The sequence below is a fragment of the Longimicrobiaceae bacterium genome (assembly GCA_035936415.1).
Classification (GTDB): Bacteria; Gemmatimonadota; Gemmatimonadetes; order Longimicrobiales; family Longimicrobiaceae; genus JAFAYN01.
Window position 1 is genome coordinate 1 of the sequence record DASYWD010000197.1, and the last position, 5,299, is coordinate 5,299.

At 73.3% G+C, this 5,299-nt stretch carries 4 protein-coding genes; 1 reads left to right on the plus strand and 3 read right to left on the minus strand.

Annotation, left to right across the window (positions count from 1 at the left end):
- From VGR37_07690 to VGR37_07700, 3 genes are all read right to left on the minus strand, one after another.
- On the minus strand, positions 1-1,629 hold a 1,629-nt coding region (locus tag VGR37_07690; GenBank protein ID HEV2147270.1), incomplete at its 3' end, for a Plug domain-containing protein.
- A 421-nt stretch (positions 1,630-2,050) separates the two neighbouring features.
- Complete coding sequence (locus tag VGR37_07695) at positions 2,051-2,902, minus strand: SDR family oxidoreductase (GenBank protein ID HEV2147271.1); 852 nt, start codon at positions 2,900-2,902, stop codon at positions 2,051-2,053.
- 394 nt (positions 2,903-3,296) lie between these two features.
- On the minus strand, positions 3,297-3,860 hold the full coding sequence (locus VGR37_07700) for a hypothetical protein (GenBank protein ID HEV2147272.1): 564 nt from the start codon (positions 3,858-3,860) through the stop codon (positions 3,297-3,299).
- A gap of 232 nt (positions 3,861-4,092) precedes the next feature.
- On the opposite strand from VGR37_07700, the gene VGR37_07705 reads away from it, so the two are divergent.
- On the plus strand, positions 4,093-5,262 hold the full coding sequence (locus VGR37_07705) for an acyl-CoA dehydrogenase (GenBank protein HEV2147273.1): 1,170 nt from the start codon (positions 4,093-4,095) through the stop codon (positions 5,260-5,262).
- The last annotated feature ends 37 nt before the right edge of the window (positions 5,263-5,299 follow it).

Sequence of the window (5,299 nt, forward strand, 5' to 3'; positions counted from 1 at the left end):
CTCTCGCGCGTCCAGCGCCGCGCCCTCCACGCCCACCCGCAGCCGCCCGCCCACCCCGAGCGCCAGGTCGGCGTCCAGCCGGGCGCGCGCGCTACGGTCCGTGCGCGTGCGGTCCAGCACGCCGAAGGCGAAGCCGGTCTCGCGCCCCGCCAGCGAAACGTTCGCGCGGACGCCCATGCTCCCGTCGCGCCGCAGGGCGCGGCCGGTGACGCCCAGCATCCGGTTCTCGCCCCGGCTGCGGAAGGCGCCCTGGAAGCCGTACGCCTGCACGTCCCGCGCGGCCCGGTCACCGTCCATCAGCGCCACCACGCGCACCCCCGTTCCCTCGCGCGGCTCCCACTGCGCCCCGGCCATCCCTTCCAGCGCGCGCGGCGCGCTGGCGAACTCGTCGCCGCGGCCGTGCATCGCCAGCATCAGCGAGCCGTCCGACAGGCGGAGCGAGCCCCACGCCCCGGCGTGCTCCCCCAGCGGGGTGCGGAAGACGGCCCCCGCCTGCACGGTGTTCAGGTTGAGCTGGGTCACCCGTCCGGCGGGGCGGCCCTCCGTCTCCACGTCCAGCACCCCGGAGAGCGCGTCGCCGTAGCGGGCGGAGAAGCCCCCGCTGGAGAAGTAGGCGCTCCGGATCACGTTGGAGTCCAGCACGCCCATCACGCCGCCGTTCAGCGACTCGTACCGGCCGGGGTAGATGAAGCGGGCCCCGTCCACGAACACCGGCGCCTCCGCCGGGTCGCCGCCGCGCACGTACAGGTCGCTCCCCTCGCCCGCCCGGGTGGCGCCGGGCACGGTCTGGAAGGCCTGCATCACGTCCGCCGTCCCTCCTGGCGTGGTGAGCACGTCCAGGCGGCGAAGCGAGGTGCCGCCCTGCCGGTCGTCCATGCGGATCCCGGAGGCGCGCACCACCAGTCCCTCCATCGCGACCGGGGCCGGGGCCTTCGCCGGGGCTTCGGCGTCTCCCGGAGCCTCTGGGGACACCGGGGCGGCCGGAGCGTCGGTGGCGGGCGGGGCCGCGGCCCCGCCGTGCTCCGCCAGCTTCGCCCGGAACGCCTCCGACTGCCCGGGGAAGAGCGCCGCCCCGCGCCGCCAGACCGCCAGCGCGTCGTCCCGGCGGCGGGCGCGGACGTACAGCTCGCCCAGCCGGAGGTACGGCTGCGCGAAGATGGGGCGGTCGGCGCGCTCGCCCTGCTGCGCGACCAGCCGCTCGAAGTGCCGGATGGCGTCGCCCGTGCGCCCCAGGAACGCGGGGGTGTGGAAGTGGTTCATCGCCAGGGCGAAGCGCGCCATCCAGTGGGTGGAGTCGACCGCCAGCGCCTCTTCCAGCAGCTCGTTGGACTCGCCGACGAGCTGCCCGGCCTGCATGAAGTTGGCGCCGGGAAGGCGGCACTCGCTGATGGTCCGCGCCATCCCCACCCGCGCGTCCACGTCCGTGCGGGAGGCGGCGATCCGCTCCCGGAAGAGGCGCGCCGCCCGGTCCGCCTGCGCCTTGGCCTCGCGCTCGTTCTTCGCGCGCGCCGCCGCCGAGCACGCGGCCAGCGCAGAGTCCGCCGCCGTGGCGCCGCCCTGTGCCGCCAGGGGCGCCCCCATCCCGAGTCCGATCACCGCCGCCAGGATCGCCGTCGTGTTCCTGCTCATCTCCGCCTCCGTTGCATCCGGGTGTGAGGTCGTGCACTCACCCGTACAAGGCAACCGGAGGGCCGGAGGCCAAGAAATCCTAAGTGTGCGCCCTAAAGCCACTTACGTCATGGCAGGGCGATCCCGGCCCGCAGCCGGGCGGCGCCAGTGCAGCCACGCGGCTGCACCCGGGCGCCGTCGGCCGCCCGGATGCGCGGGGTGCCCCTGCCACGCCTGGCACATGCCGTGCACCCCGCGGCCGCCGCGATCACCATCGACCACACCGGACCAGAGGCAAACCATGCGCGGTCTCATCCGTACCCTGCTCGCGGGGTGGGGGGCAAAGAAGATGGGCGGCGGCTGCATCAGCACGATCCTCATCTTCATCGTTCTCTTCTGGCTCCTGGGCTACGTCTTCTGACGGGTCCGGAAGCGGAGCCTCTCAGGGCGGCGCCGCCGTCCCGGTCAGCTCCGCGCTCGAGCGCCACAGCCGCCGGGCGGCCTCGTCGTCCAGGGCCGCCGGGGCGGGCTGGACCTCCCGCTCGTCCTGGAAGTACCTCCCGCTCACCCCCTCCACCCCGGGCGACGACGCCAGGTGGACCACGGTGCGCGCGCCCTGCTCGGGCGTGCGGAGGAAGGGCTTCAGGAGGCGCAGCGGGGCCCACCCGCCGAAGAGGAGCGAGGTCCCCACCACGCCCGGGTGCATCGCGTTGGCGGTGACCCCCGTATCCTCCAGCCGCCGCGCCAGCTCCCGCGTGAAGAGCAGGTTCGCCAGCTTGGTGTTCGCGTAGGCGCGCAGCCCCCGGTACCGCCGCTCCCCCTGCAGGTCGTCCCACACGATGCGGCCGTTCCGGTGTGCCCCGGAGCTCACCGTCACCACGCGCGCCGGCGCGCTCCGCACCAGCAGGTCCAGCAGCAGGGTGGTCAGGAGGAAGGGGGCGAGGTGGTTCACGGCGAGCTGCAGCTCGATCCCGTCCGGCGAGAGCGTCCGCCGCTTCGTGTAGACCGCCGCGTTGTTCACCAGCACGTGCAGCCGGTCGTAGCGCTCGCGGATCTCGCCCGCGACGCGGCGCACCTCCGCCTGCGCGGAGAGGTCGGCCAGGAACAGGTCGACGGCGCCCCCGCTCTCGCGCGCGACCTCCTCCCGCGCCGCTTCGCCGCGCTCGCGGCTGCGGCACACCATCCCCACCCGCGCACCCATCCGCGCCAGCGCCAGCGCCGTGGCCCTGCCGATCCCCGCGTTGGCCCCGGTCACCACGCACACCTTCCCGTCCATCCGCATCCCGTCCTCCATCACGCCCCGCCTCCGTTGTGGCTCCTCCTCGCCGTCCAGGTCGAGCGGCCCGCATCCCGCGAGAGTCGGACCGGACGGTCCGGACGGCAAAAAGAAAGCGGGCACCGGGAGGATCCCGGCGCCCGCTCCGTGGGGGCTTTCCCGCGCCGCCGCTACCGCCGGAACACGCGGAAGAGGCGGATCAGGAGGGGGAAGAAGCGGCCCAGCACCCGCGTCACGAGCGCGAGCAGGGCCGACTGGAAGAGCCAGCGCAGTACGACGAGCATGGGCGGAGCCGGGTTGCGGTTTCGAAGGTCTGCCTCCGGCCACTACGGCGTCCCGGCGGCGCCGGTTTCAGCCCCCGCGGGCGCCGCCCGACGCACGCGGGGTGCGCTGAACACCCCGCGCGTCCGGCTTACGGGGTCGGCGCCCCCCCTGGCCCGGGAAAACGGTCCGCGTCGTCGCGCGAGTCCCGGGTGGGCCAGTCGGGCTGCGTCTCCTTGGGCGGGTCGGCGGGCGAGGTGTGATCGCCCGTGTCCGCGGGCCAGTGGTCCCCCGCCGCGGGCTCCGGGGCGACCGGCGACGTCCCGGCGGCGCCGCCCGGCGTGGCGGAGGATTCCGCCCCCGTGGGGCCGGCGCCCGCGGTCCCCGCCTCCTGCCGGGCCTCCGCCCGGGTGGCACGCGACTCGAAGTCGCGGCGCAGGCTCTCCAGCGCCGACTGCATCCGGCTGAGCACCGCGTCGATGCGCGGCTGGAAGTCGGTCACGAACTCGTCCACCCTGGGGCGGGCGCGCGAGCGGGCTTCGTTCACCCTGGGCTTCACGTCCTCCAGGGCGGCGTCCACCCGCTCCTCCAGCTCCTCCATCGCCCGCCGCACCTTCGGGCGGATCTCCTCCATCGCCGCCTCGATCTTCCGGGTCAGCTCCTCGAGAGGGTCGCGGCGGCCGCTCGGCTCGTTCGGCTCGTTCGGGTTCTCCATGGTCGTCTCCAGGACTGTGCGTGCGGACGCCGGCTCGCCCGGCGCCTCCGTTTACTACGGCGCTGCACGGCCGGGGTTTCGCACCCGTCCGCACCGGCGGGTCCCGGCAAGACGCACACCGCCCGCCGCCGGGCGGACGCTTTCTCGACATCCGCGGCGCGATGCGCCATATTGTGCGGTTGGCCCGCGGGCCCCGCCCGCACCGCACCCGAAATCCCCGAGGGAGAAGACGATGGCTAGCGTTGACCTTGCGACCGCCGGCGCGCCGCTGACGGTTCTCAGCGAAGACGAGCAGATGTTCCGCGACGCGGTCCGGCAGTTCGCCGAGGAAGAGGTCCGCCCCCGCGTCCACGAGATGGACGAGCACCAGCGGATGGACCCGGCGCTGATCCCCCAGTTCTTCGAGATGGGGCTGATGGGGATCGAGGTCCCCGAGGAGCTGGGCGGCGCCGGCGCGTCGTTCTTCACCGCCGCCCTGGTGGTGGAGGAGCTTTCACGGGTGGACGCCAGCGTCGGCGTCTTCGTGGACGTGCAGAACACACTGGTCAACAACGCGTTCCTGCGCTGGGGCTCGGAGGACCTCAAGGCGAAGTACCTCCCGCAGCTCTGTGCCGAGCGGGTGGGCGCGTACGCCCTCTCCGAGGCGGGCTCCGGCTCCGACGCCTTCGCCCTCGCCACGCGCGCCGTGCAGGCCGACGGCGGCTTCCGGCTCACCGGCCGCAAGCTCTGGATCACCAACGGCGCCGAGGCCGAGGTCTTCATCGTCTTCGCCAACGTCGATCCCGCCGCGGGCTACAAGGGGATCACCGCCTTCATCGTCGAGAAGGGCTTCGACGGGTTCTCCGTGGGCAAGAAGGAGGACAAGCTCGGGATCCGCGCATCCTCCACCACGGAGCTGGTCCTGGAGGACGTCTTCGTCCCCGCCGAGAACGTGCTGGGCGAGGTCGGCAAGGGATACAAGACCGCCATCGAGACGCTCAACGAGGGACGCATCGGCATCGGCGCGCAGATGATCGGGATCGGGCAGGGCGCGCTGGACGCCACCGCCAGGTACGTCATGGAGCGCGAGCAGTTCGGCAAGCGCATCGGCGACTTCCAGGGCGTGCAGTTCCAGATCGGGCAGATGGCCACCGAGTTGGAGGCCGCGCGCCTCATGGTATACAACGCCGCGCGCCTCAAGGACGCCGGGCAGCCCTTCATCCAGGAGGCCGCCATGGCGAAGCTCTTCTCCTCGCAGGTCGCGCAGCGCATCGCATCGCAGTGCATCGACCTGTACGGCGGCTACGGGTTCACCCGGGAGTACCCGGTGGAGAAGTTCTACCGCGACTCCAAGATCGGGACGATCTACGAGGGGACCAGCAACATGCAGCTCCAGACCATCGCGAAGAACCTGCTGAAGTAGCGGATCTCCTGCCGTTCTGAGCATCGCCCCCCCCCGC

What these genes read in the sequence shown, in the direction of transcription:
- VGR37_07695 (HEV2147271.1), bottom strand. Translation starts at nt 2,902, where the DNA reads ATGGAGGACGGGATGCGGATGGACGGGAAGGTGTGCGTGGTGACCGGG.
- VGR37_07700 (HEV2147272.1), bottom strand. Translation starts at nt 3,860, where the DNA reads ATGGAGAACCCGAACGAGCCGAACGAGCCGAGCGGCCGCCGCGACCCT.
- VGR37_07705 (HEV2147273.1), top strand. Translation starts at nt 4,093, where the DNA reads ATGGCTAGCGTTGACCTTGCGACCGCCGGCGCGCCGCTGACGGTTCTC.